19 protein-coding genes are annotated in these 19,310 nt (G+C 59.3%); 12 read left to right on the top strand and 7 right to left on the bottom strand.

Features of this window, described 5'->3' with window-relative positions:
• Window positions 1-51: 51 nt before the first annotated feature.
• Both AB4O40_RS11125 and AB4O40_RS11120 read left to right on the top strand, forming a co-directional pair.
• Complete coding sequence (locus AB4O40_RS11125; protein WP_223541250.1) at window positions 52-1,398, top strand: carbohydrate porin; 1,347 nt, start codon at window positions 52-54, stop codon at window positions 1,396-1,398.
• A 113-nt stretch (window positions 1,399-1,511) separates the two neighbouring features.
• A complete protein-coding gene (locus AB4O40_RS11120) occupies window positions 1,512-2,432 on the top strand; it encodes a D-hexose-6-phosphate mutarotase (RefSeq protein WP_223541251.1) in 921 nt (306 codons plus the stop codon).
• A gap of 38 nt (window positions 2,433-2,470) precedes the next feature.
• On the opposite strand, the gene AB4O40_RS11115 is transcribed toward AB4O40_RS11120, so the two are convergent.
• Window positions 2,471-3,331, bottom strand: a complete 861-nt coding sequence (locus AB4O40_RS11115) for a MurR/RpiR family transcriptional regulator (protein ID WP_170948639.1) — start codon at window positions 3,329-3,331, stop codon at window positions 2,471-2,473.
• Between the two features lie 228 nt (window positions 3,332-3,559).
• Here AB4O40_RS11115 and zwf point away from each other — a divergent pair, with 228 nt between their 5' ends.
• The 4 genes from zwf to AB4O40_RS11095 all read left to right on the top strand — a co-directional run bounded on the left by zwf (window position 3,560) and on the right by AB4O40_RS11095 (window position 7,338).
• Window positions 3,560-5,029 carry a glucose-6-phosphate dehydrogenase gene (zwf, locus tag AB4O40_RS11110; RefSeq protein WP_056725950.1) on the top strand — a complete coding sequence of 490 codons (1,470 nt, stop codon included), beginning with the start codon at window positions 3,560-3,562 and terminating at the stop codon, window positions 5,027-5,029.
• Window positions 5,016-5,729, top strand: coding sequence for a 6-phosphogluconolactonase (pgl, locus tag AB4O40_RS11105; protein ID WP_056725949.1), 714 nt, complete (start codon window positions 5,016-5,018; stop codon window positions 5,727-5,729). The genes zwf and pgl overlap by 14 nt, the downstream gene beginning before the upstream one ends.
• A gap of 17 nt (window positions 5,730-5,746) precedes the next feature.
• Window positions 5,747-6,412 carry a bifunctional 4-hydroxy-2-oxoglutarate aldolase/2-dehydro-3-deoxy-phosphogluconate aldolase gene (locus AB4O40_RS11100; RefSeq protein ID WP_056725947.1) on the top strand — a complete coding sequence of 222 codons (666 nt, stop codon included), beginning with the start codon at window positions 5,747-5,749 and terminating at the stop codon, window positions 6,410-6,412.
• Window positions 6,413-6,612: 200 nt separating this feature from the next.
• Window positions 6,613-7,338 (top strand): intradiol ring-cleavage dioxygenase, encoded by a 726-nt coding sequence (locus AB4O40_RS11095; protein ID WP_056725946.1) that lies wholly within the window; start codon window positions 6,613-6,615, stop codon window positions 7,336-7,338.
• A 2-nt stretch (window positions 7,339-7,340) separates the two neighbouring features.
• On the opposite strand, the gene AB4O40_RS11090 is transcribed toward AB4O40_RS11095, so the two are convergent.
• Window positions 7,341-8,522 carry an aminotransferase class V-fold PLP-dependent enzyme gene (locus tag AB4O40_RS11090; protein WP_460054543.1) on the bottom strand — a complete coding sequence of 394 codons (1,182 nt, stop codon included), beginning with the start codon at window positions 8,520-8,522 and terminating at the stop codon, window positions 7,341-7,343.
• A gap of 18 nt (window positions 8,523-8,540) precedes the next feature.
• Complete coding sequence (locus AB4O40_RS11085; protein ID WP_460054545.1) at window positions 8,541-8,777, bottom strand: DUF3820 family protein; 237 nt, start codon at window positions 8,775-8,777, stop codon at window positions 8,541-8,543.
• 202 nt (window positions 8,778-8,979) lie between these two features.
• Here AB4O40_RS11085 and AB4O40_RS11080 point away from each other — a divergent pair, with 202 nt between their 5' ends.
• Window positions 8,980-9,447, top strand: a complete 468-nt coding sequence (locus tag AB4O40_RS11080; protein WP_056726325.1) for a ferritin-like domain-containing protein — start codon at window positions 8,980-8,982, stop codon at window positions 9,445-9,447.
• 129 nt (window positions 9,448-9,576) lie between these two features.
• On the opposite strand, the gene AB4O40_RS11075 is transcribed toward AB4O40_RS11080, so the two are convergent.
• Both AB4O40_RS11075 and AB4O40_RS11070 read right to left on the bottom strand, forming a co-directional pair.
• The gene (locus AB4O40_RS11075; protein ID WP_056725943.1) at window positions 9,577-10,047 is read right to left on the bottom strand and encodes a MaoC family dehydratase; all 471 of its coding nucleotides are present in this window, start codon (window positions 10,045-10,047) and stop codon (window positions 9,577-9,579) included.
• Between the two features lie 41 nt (window positions 10,048-10,088).
• A complete protein-coding gene (locus AB4O40_RS11070; RefSeq protein ID WP_056725941.1) occupies window positions 10,089-11,033 on the bottom strand; it encodes an alpha/beta hydrolase in 945 nt (314 codons plus the stop codon).
• A gap of 245 nt (window positions 11,034-11,278) precedes the next feature.
• Between AB4O40_RS11070 and fadD2 the strand changes: the two genes are divergently transcribed.
• Together fadD2 and fadD1 are read left to right on the top strand one after the other, a co-directional pair.
• Complete coding sequence (gene fadD2 / locus AB4O40_RS11065) at window positions 11,279-12,967, top strand: long-chain-fatty-acid--CoA ligase FadD2 (protein ID WP_056725939.1); 1,689 nt, start codon at window positions 11,279-11,281, stop codon at window positions 12,965-12,967.
• A 356-nt stretch (window positions 12,968-13,323) separates the two neighbouring features.
• Window positions 13,324-15,024: a long-chain-fatty-acid--CoA ligase FadD1 gene (fadD1, locus tag AB4O40_RS11060; RefSeq protein ID WP_056725937.1), complete on the top strand. Its 1,701-nt coding sequence runs from the start codon at window positions 13,324-13,326 to the stop codon at window positions 15,022-15,024.
• A 185-nt stretch (window positions 15,025-15,209) separates the two neighbouring features.
• On the opposite strand, the gene AB4O40_RS11055 is transcribed toward fadD1, so the two are convergent.
• Complete coding sequence (locus tag AB4O40_RS11055; RefSeq protein WP_008054262.1) at window positions 15,210-15,587, bottom strand: hypothetical protein; 378 nt, start codon at window positions 15,585-15,587, stop codon at window positions 15,210-15,212.
• Between the two features lie 354 nt (window positions 15,588-15,941).
• On the opposite strand from AB4O40_RS11055, the gene AB4O40_RS11050 reads away from it, so the two are divergent.
• Together AB4O40_RS11050 and def are read left to right on the top strand one after the other, a co-directional pair.
• Complete coding sequence (locus AB4O40_RS11050; RefSeq protein WP_056725935.1) at window positions 15,942-16,898, top strand: YihY/virulence factor BrkB family protein; 957 nt, start codon at window positions 15,942-15,944, stop codon at window positions 16,896-16,898.
• 2 nt (window positions 16,899-16,900) lie between these two features.
• Entirely contained in the window at window positions 16,901-17,440 is a 540-nt protein-coding gene (def, locus tag AB4O40_RS11045; protein ID WP_056725933.1) for a peptide deformylase, read from the top strand.
• A 118-nt stretch (window positions 17,441-17,558) separates the two neighbouring features.
• Here def and AB4O40_RS11040 read toward each other — a convergent pair whose 3' ends face one another.
• Complete coding sequence (locus AB4O40_RS11040) at window positions 17,559-17,972, bottom strand: GNAT family N-acetyltransferase (RefSeq protein WP_409078372.1); 414 nt, start codon at window positions 17,970-17,972, stop codon at window positions 17,559-17,561.
• Window positions 17,973-18,301: 329 nt separating this feature from the next.
• Between AB4O40_RS11040 and AB4O40_RS11035 the strand changes: the two genes are divergently transcribed.
• The gene (locus tag AB4O40_RS11035) at window positions 18,302-19,243 is read left to right on the top strand and encodes a fatty acid desaturase (RefSeq protein ID WP_056725930.1); all 942 of its coding nucleotides are present in this window, start codon (window positions 18,302-18,304) and stop codon (window positions 19,241-19,243) included.
• Window positions 19,244-19,310 lie beyond the last annotated feature (67 nt).

The following is a 19,310-nucleotide window of genomic DNA, read 5'->3' as shown; positions in this document are numbered from 1 at the left end:
GTAACCGCGTTAAAGAAGAAAAGTTAATAACAATAAAACGAGGAAGTAGGGATGAAGATGAAGAACAAGGCCCGGTTGATCTGCCAGGTTTCAGCAGCGGCAGCACTGGTTCTGGCCGGCAATGCGATGGCCGATGAAGCGTTCAGCTCAGACTCCAAATGGATGACGGGCGACTGGGGTGGCGAGCGTACCAAGCTGATCGAGCAGGGTATCGACATCAAGATGGACTACGTTGGTGAAGTCGGTGGCAACCTGCATGGCGGGTTCAACGATGACAAGACCGCGCGCTATGCCGACCAGTTTGGCCTGGGCGCGGCGCTGGACCTGGAAAAACTGTTCGGCTGGGATAACACCCAGGCCAAAATCCAGCTCACCAACCGTAACGGCGAAAACATCTCCAACGACCGTATTGGCGATCCACGTGCCGGCACCTTGAGTTCCTCCCAGGAAGTCTATGGTCGCGGCCACATGGTCCGTCTGACCCAGCTGTGGATTCAGCACCAGTTCTTCGACAACAAGCTGGACGTCAAGGCCGGTTACTTCGGTGAAGGTGAAGACTTCAACACCTTCCCGTGCGAATTCCAGAACCTGGCGTTCTGTGGATCCCAGGTCGGTAACTGGGCCACCAACATCTGGTACAACTGGCCGGTCAGCCAGGCGGCGATCCGCGTGAAGTACAACATCAACGACGAGCTCTACGCTCAGATTGGTGCGTACAACCAGAACCCGACGCAACTGGAACACGGTAACGGTTTCAAACTCAGCGGCAGTGGCACTGAGGGCACCGTGTTGCCGGTCGAACTGGTCTGGTCGCCGAAGGTCAACAACCTGCCGGGCGAGTACCGTGTCGGTTACTACAAAAGCACAGCCCCGGCAGACGACGTTCTCGAAGACGACAACGGCCAGAACGCAGCGACCAGCGGCAACCCTTATCGCGTCCACGATAGCAAGCACGGCTACTGGTTCGTCGCGCAGCAGCAACTCACCAGCCACAATGGCGATGCTTCCCGTGGTCTGAACATCGCGGCCAACGCCACGTTCCACGACAAGGACACCAACTTCATCGACAACTACCAGTCGCTGATGTTCGTGTACAAGGGCCCGTTCGACGCGCGTCCGAAGGATGACGTGGGCATCGGTTTCGCCCGTATCCATGTCAACGATGACGTGAAGAAAAACGCCGAGCTGACCAACGTGGCCAACGGTGTTTCGGAATACGACAATCCGCTGTTCTCGCCGATTCGTGAAACCGAATACAACTACGAGATCAACTACGGCTTCCACGTGACCAACTGGCTGACCGTACGTCCCAACCTGCAATACGTCACGCACCCGGGTGGTGTGGATGAAGTCGACAACGCGCTGGTGGCCGGCCTGAAAATTCAGTCGGTGTTCTAACGCGTCTGCGATAAGCTTCTCTCCATGTGCGCATATTTGCGGACAGCCATGGCTGTCCGCTTTTTTTTGCGGGCCGCGCACCCCGGTGACAGTTGATTTCAGGACCGTGGCACATGCTTGAGCATCCGCTACAACGCTTCTTCAAATCCTTGCGCGAACGTCCGGTGTTCGCGTGGGAGCGCTATCAGACGCGCGACGTGCTGGTGATCGACCATCCGCTGTGTCAGGCGGTGTTCAGCCGTCAGGGCGCGCAGTTGCTGCACTTCCAGCCCAAGGGCCAGAAACCCTGGCTGTGGTGCGCGGCAAAGTGGCCGCAGGTCGGCGCCATTCGTGGCGGCGTGCCGGTGTGTTGGCCCTGGTATGGCCGGCATCCGAGCGAGAACGCCTGGCCGTCCCATGGCTGGGCGCGGTTGCTCGACTGGAAGCTGCTCGACAGCAACAGTGACGACGATGGCGTGCGATTGCACTGGCAACTGAAGCTGTGCGACTGGCAGGTGGACCTGCACGCGCGCCTGGGTGAACGCATGGAATTGCGCCTGAGCACCGAGCATCAGGACGACATGCCGTGCCAGTTGAGCCAGGCTTTGCATGCTTACTGGCGTATTGGCGATGTCAGTGAGATAGCGCTGTCTGGGCTCGAAGGCGCGCAGGGTTACGACCAGTTGAGCCGGCAGGTTTGTCAGCAGGAAGGCGAATTGCGCGTGGACGGCGGATGCCAGCGGGTGTTCCAGCACGACGGCGAATTGCAGTTGAACGACCATGCCTGGGACCGGGCGTTGTGCATCGATACCGGGGATACGGCCGACACCGTGGTGTGGCATCCCGGTTCACGTCCGCTGCTCGGCGTGACCTGGAACGAGATATCCGAATTTGTCTGTGTGGAAGCGGCGAGTGGAGGCACCGACAGCCTGTGCCTGAAACCGGGGGAGCGGGCGCATTTGAGTTTGCAGGCGCGGGTGGGGGGGTGTAAAGAAGATCAAAAGATCGCAGCCTTCGGCAGCTCCTACACAAGCGCGTATACCTGTAGGAGCTGACGAGTGAAACGAGGCTGCGATCTTTTGCGCGAAGCGTCCTAATTAAACTCGTCACCCACCGGATACCGGCTCGCGTTCAAGCTCTCCTTGATCTTGCGCAAATGCGGCTGGAAATCCACCCCGCGACGCAAGGTCATGCCCGTGGCGAGTACGTCGAGCACGGTCAGCTGGATGATCCGCGACGTCATCGGCATGTAGATGTCGGTGTCTTCCGGCAGCGGGATATTCAGGCTCAGGGTACTGGCCTTGGCCAGTGGCGAGTTCTCGGCGGTCAGGCCAAGCACCGAGGCACCGTTTTCCCGGGCGATGCGCGCCACTTCCACCAGTTCGCGGGTGCGGCCGGTGTAGGAAATGATCACGAACAACTCGCCGGTATGGGCCACCGAGGCAATCATGCGCTGCATCAGCACATCCGCGTGGGCCGTGACGGCGAGGTTGAAACGGAAGAACTTGTGCTGCGCATCCAGTGCCACCGGGGCCGAGGCGCCGAGGCCGAAGAAGTGGATTTGCCGCGCCTGGATCAGCAGGTCGACGGCACGGCTGATCAGGTTCGGGTCCAGTGCCTGGCAGGCGCTGTCCAGGGAGGCGATGGCGCTGCCGAAGATCTTCTGGGTGTAGGCCTCCGGATTGTCATCGGCCTCCACCGCACGGCTGACATAGGCGGCGCCACTGGCCAGGCTCTGGGCCAGTTGCAGTTTGAGCTCGGGGTAGCCGCTGACGCCGAACGAACGGCAGAAACGGTTGACCGTCGGTTCGCTGACCGAAGCGGCCTGGGCGAGGGCGGCGATGCTGAAGCGGGTGGCCTGCTGCGGGTTGAGCAGGATCACCTCGGCGACTTTGCGTTCGGCCTTGTTCAGCTCTTCAAGGCGATTCTGGATTTGCTCCAGTAAATTTCGCACGCGGTCCATATAAGTTTCCTTGATTCACCGGCACCGATAAGCGCGCGGCTAATGCAAAAAGGGCCTTTGGTGAGGCCCGTAACGGTGGCCTATCCTACTGATGGCTCCGACCGACCACCACTCGGAATCTGTATTTTGCGAAAATGTTGTGGTTATTACTACATTTTCCCTTGAGTGATGCCTTGAAAAAAGGTATTTGTAGCTTAACTTGATAAAAGAACAAACATCATGCTCTCGATTACGGTTGAACCGTGCACCTTTGCCTTGTTCGGCGCTCTTGGCGATCTCGCCCTGCGCAAGCTGTTTCCTGCCCTCTATCAACTCGATGGTGCAGGCCTCTTGCACGAGGATACGCGGATCATCGCGCTGGCCCGTGAGCCGGGCAGCGAGCAGGAACACCTGGCGTTCATCACCTCCGAGCTGCGCCGCTATGTGGGCGCCAAAGAGCTGGACGAAGCCGTGGTCGAGCGTTTTCTGGCGCGCCTGAGCTACCTGCACGTCGACTTCCTCAATCCCGATGATTATGTGGCCCTGGCCGAATCCGCCGGCAGTTCGCAGCGGGTCATCGCCTACTTTGCGACCCCGGCCGCCGTGTACGGCGCAATTTGCGAGAACCTGGCCAAGGTCGGCCTGGCGGAAAACACCCGCGTGGTGTTGGAAAAACCCATCGGTTCGGACCTGGAATCCTCGCGCAAGGTCAACGACGCCGTGGCACAGTTCTTCCCGGAGAACCGCACCTATCGCATCGACCACTATCTGGGTAAAGAGACCGTCCAGAACCTGATCGCCTTGCGTTTCGCCAACAGTCTGTTCGAAACCCAGTGGAACCAGAACTACATCTCCCACGTGGAAATCACTGTGGCCGAGAAGGTCGGTATTGAAGGCCGCTGGGGTTACTTCGACAAGGCCGGCCAGCTGCGGGACATGATCCAGAACCACCTGCTGCAACTGCTCTGCCTGATCGCCATGGACCCGCCGGCCGACCTGTCCGCCGACAGCATCCGCGACGAGAAGGTCAAAGTGCTCAAGGCCCTGGCGCCGATCAGCCCGGAAGGCCTGACCACCCAGGTGGTGCGCGGCCAATACATCGCTGGCTACAGCGAAGGCAAAGCGGTGCCGGGGTACCTGGAAGAACCCAATTCCAACACCCAGAGCGACACCGAAACCTTTGTCGCCCTGCGTGCCGACATCCGCAACTGGCGCTGGGCCGGCGTGCCGTTTTACCTGCGTACCGGCAAGCGCATGCCGCAGAAGCTGTCGCAGATCGTCATCCATTTCAAGGAACCGTCGCACTACATCTTCGCTCCCGAGCAGCGCCTGCAAATCAGCAACAAGCTGATTATCCGCCTGCAGCCGGACGAAGGCATTTCCTTGCGTGTCATGACCAAAGACCAAGGCCTGGACAAGGGCATGCAGCTGCGCAGCGGTCCGTTGCAGCTGAATTTTTCCGACACCTGGAGCAGCGCACGGATTCCCGATGCCTACGAGCGGTTGTTGCTGGAAGTGATGCGCGGCAATCAGAACCTGTTTGTCCGTAAAGATGAAATCGAAGCCGCGTGGAAGTGGTGTGACCAGTTGATCGCCGGGTGGAAAAAATCCGGTGATGCGCCCAAGCCGTACGCGGCCGGGTCCTGGGGGCCGATGAGCTCCATTGCTCTGATCACGCGGGACGGGAGGTCGTGGTATGGCGATATCTGATTTGAAACTGCCCCAGGGCGTCAGCGCCCATGGGTTCAAGAGCCCGGTGCTGCTGGCTGAAAGCCTGGCACTGAACGTGGCGAAACAACTGAGCGATGCGATCGACGCCCAGGGCACTGCGACCCTGGTGGTGTCCGGTGGCCGCAGCCCGGTGGCGTTTTTCCTGCACCTGGCCAAGCAGACGCTGGACTGGTCGAACGTGGTGATCAGCCTGGCCGACGAGCGCTGGGTACCGGTGGAGCACGCCGACAGCAACGCCGGTCTGATCAAGCGTTACCTGTTGCAAGGCCCGGCGGCCAAGGCGCAGTTCCTGAGCCTGTACAGCGCCAGTGCCAACCTGGAACAGGCGGCCGAGCAGGCCGACCGCTTGCTGTCGGAGTTGCCGGTGATCGACGTGCTGATCCTCGGCATGGGCGATGACGGCCACACCGCGTCGCTGTTCCCCAACAGCCCGAACCTTGCCGAGGCATTGCAGGCCGATGGCGTTCGTCGCTGCTGGCCGATGCTGGCGCCGACCGTGCCGCATCAGCGCCTGACCATGAGCCGCGCGCTGCTGGCCTCGGCCAAGCACAAGGTTCTATCGATTTCCGGTCAGTCCAAGCTGACCACCCTGAGTACCGCACTGGCCGGTGATGATGTCGCCGCAATGCCGATTCGCGCGTTTCTGCAACCCACGTTAGAGATTTACTGGTGCCCATGAGCCAAGGAACAGCCGCTATGACAAACCCATCCCCGACCGTTTCCATGGCGGATAAAGTTGCCCTGATCGACAGCATCTGTGCGAAAGCGCGGATCCTGCCGGTGATCACCATCGCCCGCGAGCAAGACGTTCTGCCGCTGGCCGACGCCCTTGCGGCCGGTGGCCTGACAGCCCTGGAAGTGACCCTGCGTTCGCAATTGGGCCTCAAGGCCATCCAGATTCTGCGCGAGCAGCGTCCGGAGCTGGTGACCGGTGCCGGCACCGTGCTGGATCGCCATATGCTGGTGGCGGCGGAAGCGGCCGGCTCGCAATTCATCGTCACCCCGGGCATCACCCGTGACCTGCTGGAAGCCAGCGTCGCCAGCCCGATTCCACTATTGCCAGGCATCAGCAATGCCTCGGGCATCATGGAAGGCTACGGCCTGGGTTATCGCCGCTTCAAGCTGTTCCCGGCGGAAGTCAGCGGCGGCGTCGCGGCCATCAAGGCTTTGGGCGGTCCGTTCGGCGAAGTGAAATTCTGCCCGACCGGCGGCGTGGGACCTGCCAACATCAAGAGCTACATGGCGTTGAAAAACGTCATGTGCGTGGGCGGTAGCTGGATGCTTGATCCGGAGTGGATCAAGAACGGCGACTGGGCCCGCATTCAGGAGTGCACCGCCGAGGCTTTGGCGCTGCTGGACTGATCGCTTCACCCTACACCTCGTTGTGTGTTCTACGGCTTTACGGTGCGCTTGGTCGGTGCACCGTTTTTTTTTGCCTGAAGAAAGTTGCCCGGATCGACTCATATCCCCACAGGGACAAGGACATCCAGCGATACATAGTTACCGCATAACGAAAATTGACCGGTGCTAGCCTGCGTTCATCTTATGGAAGAGAGAACGTCATGGACGCCAACACCTCAGTTGCACCCCCGGCACCGGTCTGCCTGCTGTCTCCCGAGCAGATTGCCGGCCCGTATTTCCGCAACCCCAAACTGATCCGCAGGAACATCAGCGAAGGCGCCGAAGGCGTTCCGTTGGTATTGCGGTTGACCATTGTCGATGCCATGACCGGTGAGCCGGTCCCCGATGCGTTGGTGGACATCTGGCACTGCAATGCCCGCGGTGCCTATTCGGGCTGGAGCAAGATCAACCCGGACGTCGAGGTCGATACCGGAGACATCGGCGCCGTGCCGCGCACCGATGACGATACCTACCTGCGCGGCGGGCAGTTCACCGACAAGTCGGGCATCGTGCGCTTCACCACGATCTATCCGGGTTTTTACGCCGGCCGCGCCTTGCACATTCACGTCGCCGTGCGCATCACGGCCGGCAACAACTATCTGCAAGAACGGCATGTCGCCTGGGTCGGGCAGCTTTACCTGCCTGAGGTGGCCTCGCGCTCGGTACTCGGCAGTCGCCCGTACAGCGGCCGAACGGTGCCGGTCCTGGCCAACGACCAGGACTTTATCTATACAACCATGGGCGGTGAAAAATCGACCTTGAGCGTGCACACCCTGGGGCGGGATTCGGCTGAAGACGGCTACTTCGGGCAGATGACCATCGGCATCGACACGTTCGCCGTGTCGACACAGATCAGGCCCGAGGACTTTGACAAATACACCGTCTGACGTCAGCCCAGTTCGGTCAGTGCCCTGGCCAGCACATCCATGTCAGATGCGGTGGTGGTAAGCCCCGGTGTAATGCGGATGCACGGACCGCATGCGGCGCCACTGCGGGCCACGGTGAACAGGTTGTATTCATTGAGCAGGCGCTCGACCATGAGTTGCTGGTCGGCATGCCGGGTAAAACGCATCGAAGTGATGCCGCAATACAGGCGCGGATCATCCGGTGTCAGGACTTCGACACCCGGCAACTGCCGCGCCGCCGCGACCCAGCGGTTGCGCAGATAGTTAAGCCGCGCGCCCTTGGCCGCGGCACCCCCCATCGCCCAATGTTCTTCAAGCACCAGCGGTAGAGTCATCAGCGCCGGGATATTGGGGGTGCTGTACGAGGTACGGGCGCGAATGTCAGTGGGCGGAAAATGCATCTCGCCCATGTCCGGATCGATGTCGGCCAGGCGTTCGGGGGCTATGTAGATAAAACCCAGGGTCAGCGGTGCGCCGATCCACTTGTGCAGATTGAAGCCGGCGAAGGCGATACCGAGCTCGGTCAGGTCGAATTCAAGCTGGCCGAGGGCATGGGCGCCGTCGAGGATGACGTCGATGCCATGCTCCTTCGCAGCCGCTGCAATCGCCTGCACCGGCATCACCAGGCCCGTGCGATGGGTGACGTGGGTCAGGGCCATCATCTTGAGCCGCGGATACCGCGCGAAGGCTTGCCGATAGGTATCGAGCAGGCTGTCGAAGGTGGCCGGGTGTGCGTGTTCGATCTCGATCACTTCAACGCCGCGACTACGCGCCAGCCAGCGCATGGCGCCTTTGACCGTGTCGTATTCCAGATCGCAAATCAGTACCTGATCGCCGGGCTGCAGCCGGTTGTAGTTGCGGATCAGCGACTGCAAACCTTCCGAGGCGTTACGGGTCAGGGCGATGCTGTCGGCGGGGACGCCAATCAACCCGGCCAGTTGCGCACGGATCTTCAGGCTGTCGCCTTGTTCGAAACGCTGGCGCACGTACACCGAATTGCTGCGGTTGATCAGCTCGATGTTGCGCTGGTATTCCTCGACCACCGTGCGCGACATGCGTGCGAAGTAACCGTTCTCCAGGTTGAGCGGGCCGGGTTCGACATCGTAGCGGTCGGCAAAGGTTTGCCAGAAGGCTTCATCACGGGCGCGGCGGGTGTTGTCGGGCATGGGGGACTCGGTAGGTGTTCAGTGGCGCGGGGCAGGTTTGCCGTGTTTGGCGCGCAGCGGTTCGAGCAAGTCCGACAAACCGTTGTGGTCGATCTCCTGCATCAGGGCCAGCAGGCCACCCAGCTCGCCATGGGGAAAGCCTTCCCGGGCGAACCAGTTCAGGTAAGGGCCGGGCAGGTCGGCAATGATTCGACCCTTGTACTTGCCAAAGGGCATTTCGCGGGTGATCAGCAGTTTGAGCTTTTCAGGATTCATCAATCGGTCGTCTTGATTCAGTCAGTCTGGAAAATACAGGCATTCTGCATGCAGGCCAAATGACAGATCATGCAAATAAAACGGATACAGATTTTCTGATAATGGCTAACTGTTTGAAAAATAATGAATAAGTAAACAGTTCCAGACTGGCATGCAGGGTGCACGACTCATTGCATCTTTCATCAACCGCGAGGAACTGAAAATGACCGACATGAATAAAGAAGCGATTTCTGTACTCAACGACCTGATTGAAACCAGCAAGGACGGTCAGGCCGGGTTCAAGACTTGCGCTGAAGACATCAAGCACCCTGAACTCAAGAGCCTGTTCATCAAGCGTTCGGCCGATTGTGCGACAGCCGCCGCGGAATTGCAGTCTGCCGTACGCTCGATGGGTGGCGATCCGGAAACCTCCACCAGTGTCAGCGGTGACCTGCATCGTCGTTGGGTCGACGTGAAGTCGATGTTCACCGGCAAGGGCGAGGAGGCTGTACTCAATGAAGCCGAGCGCGGTGAAGACCATGCGCTGAAGGCTTACCGGGACGCCATGGAGAAAATCAACAAGCACAACCTGGTGGGCATTCGCGATCTGGTTGAGCGTCAGTACCACGGCGCGCAACGAAATCACGATCAGGTCAAGGCTCTGCGTAACCAGGCGCGTGCGCGTTCGTAATGCCTGGTTGAAACAACTGTAGGAGCGAGCTTGCTTGCGATAGCGCCAGTTCAGTCAACATCAATGTTGAATGTCAGGCCCTCATCGCGAGCAAGCTCGCTCCCACAGTGTTTGTTTTTGCCCCGTCAATCAGCCGATGCTGATGGCCGGCAGTTCCGTCAACGTCACGCTCTGTTGCTTGCGTGGCGCGAGGATCTCCGCCTCGCCATCGACCACCAGTTCATCTCGCTGGTTGAACACGCGAGTGGCAATGCGCACGCGAAACTTCGGCAGTTTTTCGAGGATCTCCAGGCGCACGGTCAGGGTGTCGCCGATCTTCACCGGCTTCTGAAAGCTCATTTGCTGGCCGATATAGATGGTCCCCGGCCCAGGCAATTCGCAGGCGACCGCAGCGCTGATCAACGCACCGCTGAACATGCCGTGGGCGATGCGCTCCTTGAACATGGTGCTGGCGGCGTAATCGGCATCCAGGTGTACCGGGTTGTGGTCGCCGGACATCGCAGCGAACAACTGGATATCGCGCTCTTCGACCGTCTTGCTGAAACTGGCGGTCTGGCCGACTTCGAGGGCTTCGTAAGGGGTGTTGGTAACCTGGGTCATCTGTCTCAATTCCTGTGACGAATTAAAAAATCCACAAAAAACTATTCGGACCGGTGCGGCCGAGGAGCGCTCAAGGCCTGTGCGATCCAGTTCAGCACATCGGCGATGATTTCATCGCGATTGCTCTCATTGAACAGTTCGTGCCGCGCCTGCGGGTAAACGGTCAGTTGCAGGTGCTGGCTGCCGGCCGCCCGCAACGCGTCGGCCAGATCCTTGAGACGTTTGCCTTCGCTCACCGGATCACATTCGCCGCCAATCACCAGCAACGGCAGGCCCGGGTCGATCTGCGCGAGATTGGACGCTTTGCTGATTTGCTGCAAGCCGCCGAGCAAATCGATCCACAGTTGATTGGTGCAGCGAAAGCCGCAGAGCGGGTCGTTGACGTACAGATCGACCTGCGCCGGATCACGGCTGAGCCAGTCGAACGGCGTGCGTGCCGGTTTGAATTTGTTGTTGAACGAGCCGAACGACAGCCATTCGATCAAGGCGCTGCGTCCTTTGCGGCCCTGGCGCAGGCGTTCGAGACGGGCGATCTGCCTTGCCGCACGATAAAGCGCCACAGGCTGGAAGTTCGAGCCGCTGAGGATTGCCCCGTGCAGGCTGGCACTGTGGTGCAGCAGATAGGCCTGGGCGATGTAACTGCCCATGCTGTGACCGAGCAGCACGATCGGGACGCCAGGGTGCTGCTGGCCGATGTGCTGGTTGAGGCTGGCCAGGTCGCTCACGACCTTGCACCAGCCATCGTCATCGGCGAAATGTCCGAGTGTCCCGTTTTCGGCAGTTTTGCCATGTCCCCGCAGGTCAGGGGCACACACGCCATAGCCCTGCTCACAGAGTTTTTCCGCCAGGGGACCATAGCGAGCGCTGTGTTCGGCCATGCCGTGGGCCAGCAGAATCATTGCCTTGAGGCTGCCGTCGGGGAGCCACTGGTTGACGAAGAGGCGGCTGTGGTCGCTCGTGGTCAGCCAGAAAGTGTCATGGATCATGGCGGTTCCTTTGCATGAGGCTGCTTGGTCTGAAACAGCTCGTTGCAGTTTATAGCGCATCCTTGGCCGGGCGTCTGATCAGCCTACGCCACGGCGAGTAGATTCATACGGTCAATGACGGCCGTGGGCATATTTGCCTGCTACGTCATAACTGCTAGTGTCCGTGAAGCTCCGCTTTTTGCATTTTTTTTGAAAAGTGACAGAGAAGTGGCCCCGGATAGATTCAGGTAAAGAGGACAACAACAATGCAACCTGATTTCTGGAATGACAAACGCCCGGCCGGCGTCCCCCTGGATATCGATCTGGGAGCCTACAAGTCGGTAATCGAGGTGTTCGAGCGTTCCTGCAAGAAGTTTGCTGACCGCCCTGCGTTCAGCAACATGGGCGTGACCCTGACCTACGCCGAGCTGGAACGCCAGAGCGCAGCCTTCGCCGGCTACCTGCAAGCCCACACAGACCTGGTACCGGGTGACCGCATTGCGGTGCAGATGCCCAACGTCCTGCATTACCCGATTGCCGTGTTCGGAGCCTTGCGCTCCGGATTGATCGTGGTCAACACCAACCCGCTGTACACCGCGCGGGAAATGCGTCATCAGTTCAAGGATTCAGGTGCCCGGGCGCTGGTGTACCTGAACATGTTCGGCCAGAAAGTCCAGGAAGTGCTGCCCGACACCGATATCCAGTTCCTGATCGAAGCGAAGATGGGCGACCTGATGCCCACCGCCAAGGGGTGGCTGGTCAACACGGTGGTGAGCAAAGTCAAGAAGATGGTCCCGGACTACTCCTTGCCCCAGGCCGTTTCCTTCAAGAGTGCGCTGCGCATGGGCCGTGGCCTGGGTATCAAGCCACTGAAGGTCGGCCTCGACGACATCGCCGTGCTGCAATACACCGGCGGCACCACGGGCCTGGCCAAGGGCGCGATGCTGACCCACGGCAACCTGGTGGCGAACATGCAACAGGCACGGGCCTGCCTCAGTCAGTCGGCCAGCGACGGGCAACCGCTGCTGCGCGAAGGCCAGGAGGTGATGATCGCGCCGCTGCCGCTGTACCACATCTATGCTTTCACAGCGAACTGCATGTGCATGATGGTGACCGGCAACCACAACGTGCTGATCACCAATCCGCGGGACATCGCCGGCTTCATCAAGGAACTGAAGAACTGGCGGTTCTCGGCGTTGCTGGGGCTGAACACTCTGTTCGTCGCGCTGATGGATCATCCGGACTTCAAGACCCTGGACTTCTCCAGCCTCAAGCTCACCAACTCCGGTGGCACTGCGCTGGTCAAGGCCACCGCCGAGCGTTGGGAGCAACTGACCGGTTGCCGCATCACCGAAGGTTACGGCCTGACCGAAACTTCCCCGGTGGCCTGCACCAACCCCTATGGCGACCAGTCGCGGATTGGCACGGTCGGCCTGCCAGTGCCGGGCACCACGCTGAAAGTCATCAATGATGACGGTGTCGAGCAACCTTTGGGCGAACGCGGCGAGTTGTGCATCAAGGGCCCGCAGATCATGAAGGGCTACTGGCAGAAACCCGATGCCACGGCCGAAGTGCTGGATGCCGAGGGCTGGTTCAAGTCCGGTGACATTGCGGTGATCGACCCGGACGGTTTCGTGCGCATCGTTGACCGCAAGAAGGACATGATCATTGTCTCGGGCTTCAACGTGTACCCGAACGAGATCGAAGACGTGGTGATGGCTCACCCGAATGTCGCCAACTGTGCGGTCATCGGTGTGCCCGACGAGCGGTCGGGGGAGGCGGTGAAGTTGTTCGTGGTGGCCCGTGAAGCAGGGGTCAGCCTTGAAGAGCTGAAGGCTTACTGCAAGGAAAACTTCACGGCGTACAAAGTCCCGAAGCACATCGTGCTGCGTGAGTCGCTGCCGATGACGCCGGTGGGCAAGATTTTGCGGCGGGAGTTGCGTGATATCGCGTAGCAGGTCGTAGAGACCGGCGCGGCTCCAAAAGATCGCAGCCTTCGGCAGCTCCTACAGGGAACGCATTTCTTTGTAGGAGCTGTCGAAGTCTGCGATCTTTTGCTTTGAGCCCCGGTTTTAGCGGGCTACAGGGCTTTATAGGTTTTTTGCTCTAAAATGACTGCTTGCAAGTCTTGAGTCACAATTGTGACCGTAGAGGCCGCTTTTGGCTCTAGTCGACCCTTGGCAAAGCTGCTACTCTCGGCGCGCTTTGTGACTTCTCGGCCTTCTATCAGCCAGATTCACCAATGACCAAACACCAATAATAATCGCATCAAATGCGGTGCTGAATTCGCGTTGCTGAGGAGTGGGCTTCCATGATCGAAGACTTTTGGAAGGATAAGTACCCAGCTGGGATTGCTTCCGACATCAATCCAGACGAGTATCCGAATATTCAGGCAGTGTTGAAGCAATCCTGCCAACGCTTCGCCAACAAGCCGGCATTCAGCAACCTGGGCAAGACACTCACCTACGGTGAACTGTACGAATTGTCCGGTGCGTTTGCCGCTTATCTGCAACAGCATACCGATTTGCAGCCTGGCGATCGAATCGCCGTGCAACTGCCCAACGTGTTGCAGTACCCGGTAGCCGTCTTCGGTGCAATCCGCGCCGGGCTGATCGTGGTCAACACCAACCCGCTCTACACCGCGCGGGAAATGGAACACCAATTCAACGACTCCGGTGCCAAGGCCCTGGTCTGCCTGGCCAACATGGCGCACCTGGCGGAAACCGTGGTGCCGAAAACCGGCGTCAAGCACGTGATCGTCACCGAAGTCGCCGACCTGTTGCCACCGCTCAAGCGTCTGCTGATCAACAGCGTCATCAAGTACGTGAAGAAGATGGTGCCGGCTTATCACTTGCCCAAGGCCGTCAAGTTCAACGACGTGCTCAGCAAAGGCATGGGCCAGCCAGTGGCGGAAGCCAGTCCGGCCAGTGGCGATGTCGCGGTACTGCAATACACCGGCGGCACTACCGGCGTGGCCAAGGGCGCGATGCTGACCCACCGCAACCTGGTGGCGAACATGCTGCAGTGCAAGGCGCTGATGGGCTCCAACCTCAATGAAGGTTGCGAGATCCTGATCACGCCACTGCCGCTGTACCACATCTATGCCTTCACCTTTCATTGCATGGCGATGATGCTGATCGGCAACCACAACATCCTGATCAGCAACCCGCGCGACCTGCCGGCGATGGTCAAGGAACTGTCAAAGTGGAAGTTCAGCGGCTTCGTCGGCCTGAACACGCTCTTCGTGGCCCTGTGCAACAACGAAGGCTTCCGCAAGCTGGATTTCTCCGCGCTGAAAGTCACCTTGTCGGGCGGTATGGCCCTGCAACTGGCCGCGGCCGAACGCTGGAAAGCGGTGACCGGTTGCGCTATCTGCGAAGGCTACGGCATGACCGAAACCAGCCCGGTGGCGACGGTGAACCCGATCCAGCACATCCAGATCGGCACCATTGGCATTCCAGTGCCGTCGACCCTGTGCAAAGTCATCAACGATGCCGGTGTCGAGCAGCCGCTGGGCGAAATCGGCGAGCTGTGCGTGAAGGGGCCGCAAGTCATGAAGGGTTACTGGCAGCGCCAGGAAGCCACGGATGAAATCCTCGACAGCGAAGGCTGGTTGAAGACCGGTGACATCGCCCTGATCCAGACCGATGGCTACATGCGCATTGTCGATCGCAAGAAAGACATGATCCTGGTGTCCGGCTTCAACGTGTACCCGAACGAACTCGAAGACGTGCTGGCGACACTGCCGGGCGTGCTGCAATGCGCGGCCATCGGTGTACCGGACGAGAAGTCGGGCGAGGCGATCAAGATTTTCATCGTCGCCAAGCCGGGCGTTACCCTGACCAAGGAACAGGTGATGGAGCATATGCGCGCCAACGTCACCGGCTACAAGGTCCCGCGCTCCGTGGAGTTCCGCGATGCACTGCCGACCACCAACGTCGGCAAGATCCTGCGTCGTGAATTGCGCGATGAAGAGCTGAAGAAGATCAACGCGAAGAAAGCCACCGCGTAATCAACAAAAAGCCCCGCAGATGCGGGGCTTTTTTTGGATGCCTGATAAGTCATTGGTGCCTGTCAGGCCGTCTTCGTCGGAACGCCGCCCAGAGCAAGCCCGCTCCCACATTCGACCGCATTCTTGCTGGAGGAACTCGGTTAAATGTGGGAGCGGGCTTGCTCGCGAAGCTTTTAGCTTTTGGGTTACTGGCGAAACGGTGCAAAGTTGACGTTGGTGCCCGCCGGGCGCATGTCCTGCAGGAAGGAGTCCTTGTCGGCGCTCAGTTCCAGGCTCAATGCCGCCTTGCGCTTGCCTTCATTGCGCACCACCAGGCCTTCGAGCTTCTCGCGCAGGAACACCGTCGGCACTTTCAGGTGCAGCAGTTCGTCGGTGGCCGGCGTGTGCATCAGCAGGTGAATCCACTCGTACTGACCGATTGCAAGGCGCGTCACCGGGAGGTCGAACCACCAGATGTTGCGGTTACGGTTCAGTTCGGCGAAGTGGCAGTTGTTGACGCCAAGCACAGCACCGCCGAGTTCCTGGTTTCTGCGGGCAATGGCCTGCTTTTTATCGAGTTTCATAACGTTCCTACGGGATTGGATCTTCAGCGCCAAGGCCTGAATGTGTTGCGCATTCTCAGGGGTTGGCCCGCAAACATAAAGCGCAACCTGCATTGAACGATGAAATGTCGTGGTGAAATAAATGAAACTCCCCGCAAAAGCCCTCGGTCAACCTTGTGTAACGACTTTCCTGCATTGAAATGTCTTAAATGAAAAGAAGACGCGGCCATCTTCAGATGGCCGTTTTTGTGTCAGCCTGAACTTGCACGCTGAATTTGTTTCAAAGTCGCCAACTGGGCTACCTTGATGAAAGAAAACAGCCCCTGAGTCGCCACGACTTCAACCCCAATCCGTATGCGGCGAATGGAGACGCGAATGATTTTTCCGGACATGAGAGGCTTGCCCCTGCACCGTGTGATGATGCGCACGGTCACCGAGTTCATGGCCGACGAGATGTCGACCTATGCCTCGGCGCTGGCCTATCAAATGCTCTTTTCGCTGTTTCCGTTCATTCTGTTCCTGATCGCCCTGATCGGCTTCCTGCATCTGCCCGACTTTTTCTCCTGGCTGCGCCTGCAATCGGAACTCGTATTGCCGCCCCAGGCGCTGGAGCAGGTCAACCCGGTAATTGACCAGCTTCAGCAGTCCAAGGGGGGGCTGCTGTCGGTGGGTATCGTGATTGCGCTGTACACCGCCTCCGCCGGCGTGCGGCTGATGATGAGCGCGATGAACGCCGCCTACGACGTGGTTGAAGGGCGCCCGCTGTGGAAACGCTTTCCGTTGTCGATCATCTACACCGTCGGCATTGCCGGCATGCTGCTGATCGCCGCGGCACTGATGGTGCTCGGGCCACAGGTGATGAGCTGGATCGCTGCGCAGGTCGGCCTTGAGTACTTCATCGTCACCCTCTGGACCATCGCGCGCTGGCCGGTGATCGTGATCCTGCTGATGGTCGCGGTGGCGTTGATCTACTACGTCATGCCGGACGTCAAACAGGAATTCCGCTTCATCACCCCAGGCTCAGTGCTGGCGGTGGTGGTATGGATCATCGCGTCCCTGGGCTTCGGTTTGTACGTCAAGGAGTTCGCCAACTACAACGCCATGTATGGCAGTATCGGTGCGATCATCGTGCTGTTGCTGTACTTCTACATTTCCGCCGCAGTGCTGCTGCTGGGCGCGGAAATGAATGCCGTGATCGAGCACATGTCGCGAGAGGGCAAGGACCCTGGCGAAAAAGTGGCTGGCGAGCATGGTCCCGTCCATGAGGAAAAGCACCATGTATCGGGGTTGGGCCGCGATCACTCACACAAACCGACCATTGATGAAACCTGATCATGATTCGTGAAATTCTGAAAATGGGCGATGAGCGCCTGCTGCGCATTGCCCCGCCAGTACCGGTCGAAATGTTCGACAGCCCCGAGCTGTGGCAACTGATCGATGACATGTTCCAGACCATGGAAAGTGTGGGGGGCGTTGGCCTGGCGGCTCCGCAGATCGGCGTCGACCTGCAACTGGTGATCTTCGGCTTCGAGCACAGCGAGCGTTATCCGGATGCCGAAGCGGTGCCGCAGACGATCCTGATCAACCCGTTGATTACACCGCTGAGCCCGGGCCTGGAAGAGGGCTTCGAAGGCTGCCTGTCCGTGCCTGGCCTGCGTGGCGCGGTGCAGCGTTATCAGCAGATTCGCTACGAAGGCGTCGACCCCAAGGGTGAACCCATCGTGCGCTTTGCCTCGGGGTTTCATGCACGGGTGGTGCAGCATGAGTGCGATCACCTGATCGGCCGACTGTACCCGTCGCGCATTACCGACTTCAGCAAGTTTGGCTTCACCGAGGTGATGTTCCCGGACCTGGATCCCAGCGCGGACGATTAAATCGCCGCAAAACCCTGTGGGAGCGGGCTTGCTCGCGAAGAGGTCCGGTCAGTCAACATTGTTGGCGACTGATACACCGCCTTCGCGAGCAAGCCCGCTCCCACATTTTTGATCCCGGTTACTTCGGCGCCAACCCCATCGCAATCATCGGCTTGCTGCGCGCATAGCGGCTCAACCGTTCAACCATCGCGTATGGCATCGGCGGATCGAACGTAAACCCGCGTCGCTCATAAAACCCTCGCAAGTCCGGATGGCAGAACAGCCATACCGGCAGTTCGCACTCCTTCACCGCGGCCGCAATCAACCCGGCGGCAAGCCCTTGCTCGCGACAGGCCGGATCGACCAGCAATCCGGTCAGCCAATGCCCGCCGGACACCGGACGCAAACACAGCACGGCAACAATCCGGTCACGTCGGGCCACCCACAACTGCGCGTCGCGCACCGCTTTCATCGATGACTGGTGAGCGCGATAGAACTTGTTCATCAATGGCCATAACGGCTCGTCGAGCAGGGCGTATTGGGTGTCGGGCATGGTCTTTGGCTGTCGGTGTGCAAAGCGGGCGATTATAAAAGAACGCGCGCGCCGGGATAGGTGTATACCTGATCTCACATCCCCATGAGTGGAGTACGCATCATGTCCAAAGGTATGGATTCAAAGAAAGCGGCGAAAAAGAAACCAGCGAAAACCGCCATTGAAAAGCGCGCGGACAAGAAAGCCAAGAAGGTCGGCGTGTTCGGTCACTGATCCCGCATTGATTGATCGCTCCCATGCAACATGGGAGCGATCCTCCTGAAAATAATCTGCAAGATTTCCCAAGGTCATTGCACAGACGGGGACTGGTCCCCGATCTGAGCAACGCCATGCCCCATTACTTTGATAGCGCCCACCAAGCAGAAATCGAAACCCTGCGCCGTCGCTTCACCGCCCGCACCGAATGGCCGACCTGGTTGCTGTTGATCAGTGTGTATGGCGTCTGGTTTGGCATCGTATTGAACAGCCATCGATTGGGTTTGTGGTGGAGCACGCTGTTGCTGATTCCATTGCTGGTGCTGTGGTTATCCGTGCAACACGAACTGCTGCACGGCCATCCCACGCGCTGGCCAACCCTTAACAAAATCCTGGGCTACGCGCCATTTGCCGTCTGGTATCCGTACACCTTGTACCGCGATAGCCATCTGCTGCATCACCGCGACGAGGACCTGACGATTCCCGGTCGAGATCCGGAAAGCCGTTACCTGAGCGCCGGGCAGTGGCAGGGCAGTTCACCGCTGGTGCGCAGCCTGTGCTGGCTGAACAAAACCGTGCTCGGCCGCTTTGCCCTGGGTGCACCGCTGGCCTTGCTGGCGCTGGCCCGGGAAGAGCTGCAACGCCTGAGAGCGGGCGAGCGACAGGCCTGGCTGATGTGGTTGAGTCACGGCTTGATGACCGGGTTGATGTTGCTGTTTATCGCAAGCTTCAGTGTATTGCCGGTTTGGCATTACCTGTTTTTGATCAGTGTGCCGGCGCTGTCGATCGCCATGATTCGTTCCTACTATGAACATCGACCTCATGCCGCGCCGGAGCAACGCACAGTGCTCAATGAAGCGGCCTGGCCGTGGCGCTGGCTGTTCCTCAACCTCAATTTTCATCTGGTGCATCACGAGTTGCCGGGGTTGCCCTGGTACGACTTGCCCCACGCTTACCGGGCCCGCCGCGAGCAATGGCTGGCGCGCAGTGGTGGATTCCTGGTGCAGGGTTATGGGCAGTTGTGGCGTGAGCATGGAGTGAAGGCCATCGACAGCCCGAGGCATCCGTTTTACTGATTTTTTGAATCGCCACTGACCTACTGTGGGAGCGAGCTTGCTCGCGATAGCGGAGTGACAGATTGCA

It is taken from the genome of Pseudomonas sp. S2_F07 (assembly GCF_054668325.1).
The sequence above is the reverse complement of the archived record's forward strand: the minus strand, read 5'-3'. Positions and strand labels throughout refer to the sequence as shown.

Excerpts from the sequence above, each read along its gene's own strand:
- AB4O40_RS11125 (WP_223541250.1), top strand. The coding sequence starts at position 52 with ATGAAGATGAAGAACAAGGCCCGGTTGATCTGCCAGGTTTCAGCAGCG.
- AB4O40_RS11120 (WP_223541251.1), top strand. The coding sequence starts at position 1,512 with ATGCTTGAGCATCCGCTACAACGCTTCTTCAAATCCTTGCGCGAACGT.
- zwf (WP_056725950.1), top strand. The coding sequence starts at position 3,560 with ATGCTCTCGATTACGGTTGAACCGTGCACCTTTGCCTTGTTCGGCGCT.
- pgl (WP_056725949.1), top strand. The coding sequence starts at position 5,016 with ATGGCGATATCTGATTTGAAACTGCCCCAGGGCGTCAGCGCCCATGGG.
- AB4O40_RS11100 (WP_056725947.1), top strand. The coding sequence starts at position 5,747 with ATGACAAACCCATCCCCGACCGTTTCCATGGCGGATAAAGTTGCCCTG.
- AB4O40_RS11095 (WP_056725946.1), top strand. The coding sequence starts at position 6,613 with ATGGACGCCAACACCTCAGTTGCACCCCCGGCACCGGTCTGCCTGCTG.
- AB4O40_RS11090 (WP_460054543.1), bottom strand. The coding sequence starts at position 8,522 with ATGCCCGACAACACCCGCCGCGCCCGTGATGAAGCCTTCTGGCAAACC.
- AB4O40_RS11085 (WP_460054545.1), bottom strand. The coding sequence starts at position 8,777 with ATGAATCCTGAAAAGCTCAAACTGCTGATCACCCGCGAAATGCCCTTT.
- AB4O40_RS11080 (WP_056726325.1), top strand. The coding sequence starts at position 8,980 with ATGACCGACATGAATAAAGAAGCGATTTCTGTACTCAACGACCTGATT.
- AB4O40_RS11075 (WP_056725943.1), bottom strand. The coding sequence starts at position 10,047 with ATGACCCAGGTTACCAACACCCCTTACGAAGCCCTCGAAGTCGGCCAG.
- AB4O40_RS11070 (WP_056725941.1), bottom strand. The coding sequence starts at position 11,033 with ATGATCCATGACACTTTCTGGCTGACCACGAGCGACCACAGCCGCCTC.
- fadD2 (WP_056725939.1), top strand. The coding sequence starts at position 11,279 with ATGCAACCTGATTTCTGGAATGACAAACGCCCGGCCGGCGTCCCCCTG.
- fadD1 (WP_056725937.1), top strand. The coding sequence starts at position 13,324 with ATGATCGAAGACTTTTGGAAGGATAAGTACCCAGCTGGGATTGCTTCC.
- AB4O40_RS11055 (WP_008054262.1), bottom strand. The coding sequence starts at position 15,587 with ATGAAACTCGATAAAAAGCAGGCCATTGCCCGCAGAAACCAGGAACTC.
- AB4O40_RS11050 (WP_056725935.1), top strand. The coding sequence starts at position 15,942 with ATGATTTTTCCGGACATGAGAGGCTTGCCCCTGCACCGTGTGATGATG.
- def (WP_056725933.1), top strand. The coding sequence starts at position 16,901 with ATGATTCGTGAAATTCTGAAAATGGGCGATGAGCGCCTGCTGCGCATT.
- AB4O40_RS11040 (WP_409078372.1), bottom strand. The coding sequence starts at position 17,972 with ATGCCCGACACCCAATACGCCCTGCTCGACGAGCCGTTATGGCCATTG.
- AB4O40_RS11035 (WP_056725930.1), top strand. The coding sequence starts at position 18,302 with ATGCCCCATTACTTTGATAGCGCCCACCAAGCAGAAATCGAAACCCTG.